This window comes from Nocardioides pakistanensis (assembly GCF_054781215.1).
On sequence record NZ_BAAGUV010000095.1, the window covers coordinates 1 to 1,328 of the forward strand.

At 68.5% G+C, this 1,328-nt stretch carries 1 protein-coding gene; it reads left to right on the forward strand.

Annotated elements, in window-relative coordinates; all coding sequences use genetic code 11:
* Positions 1–69 precede the first annotated feature (69 nt).
* A partial coding sequence (locus tag ACYVIH_RS22950) for an IS256 family transposase (protein ID WP_460871863.1) occupies positions 70–1,328 on the forward strand: 1,259 nt, incomplete at its 3' end.

Here is a 1,328-nt window from a genome sequence, read left to right on the forward strand (position 1 = left end):
GCAAGATCGAAGCCCATAACAGTTCTGATCAGGGTCGGCGTTGGCGCGCCGGCTCGGGAAGGTGCACCCATGCTCAAGGTAGTCCAGGAGGAGAACGAGTCCAACGAGTCGGCCGGTGGGTCGCTGCTCGATGAGATCGTCCGTGACGGCGCCCGGGCGATGCTGGCTGCGGCGTTGCAGGCCGAAGTCGCTGCCTATGTCGAGTCGTTCGCCGACGAGTTCGACGAGAAGGGTCGGCGACTGGTGGTCCGCAACGGTCACCACCAGCCGCGGGAGGTGACCACCGCGGCGGGCGCGATCCCGGTCCGGGCGCCGCGGGTCAACGACAAGCGGATCGACCCGGTGACCGGGAAGCGTCAGCGGTTCGCCTCGGCGATCCTGCCCGCCTGGGCCAGGAAGAGCCCCAGGGTGGCCGAGGTGCTGCCACTGCTGTACCTGCACGGCCTCTCGAGCGGCGACTTCGCACCGGCGCTGACCCAGTTCCTCGGCACCGGCCACGGTCTCTCGCCGGCCACCATCACGCGGTTGACCAAGGACTGGCAAGACGAGGCGGCCGCGTTCAACAGGCGGTCCCTGGCCGAGATCGACTACGTCTACGTGTGGGTCGACGGGATCCACCTCAAGGTCCGACTCGAGCAGGACAAGGTGTGCCTGTTGGTGATGATCGGCGTGCGTGCCGACGGCACCAAGGAGCTGATCGCGCTCGATGACGGACACCGCGAGTCCACCGAGTCCTGGGCCGACCTCCTCCGCTCGGCCAAGCGCCGCGGGATGCGGGCACCGGTCCTCGCGGTCGGTGACGGGGCGCTGGGGTTCTGGGCCGCGGTACGGCAGGTGTTCCCCGAAACCCGCGAACAGCGGTGCTGGTTCCACAAGATCGCCAACGTCCTCAACTGCCTGCCCAAGTCGGCTCAGCCGGGCGCGAAGGCCGCACTCGCGGAGATCTGGAACGCCGAGGACAAGGAGCACGCCGAGGCAGGTGCGCGTGCGTTCGCCGCTGAATACGGGGCCAAGTGGCCCAAGGCCGCCGCGAAGATCACCGACGACCTCGATGTGCTGCTGGAGTTCTACGACTACCCCGCCGAGCACTGGGTCCACCTGCGCACCACCAACCCGATCGAGTCGACCTTCGCGACCGTGCGGCTGCGGCAGCGGGTCACCAAGGGCCCCGGCTCGCGGGCAGCCGGGATCGCGATGGCCTTCAAGCTCATCGAGTCCGCCCAGGCCAGGTGGCGAGCGGTCAACGCACCTCACCTCGTCGCGCTCGTCCGTGCCGGAGCGACCTTCAACAAGGGCGTCCTGGTCGAACGAGACGACGACCAACCGAG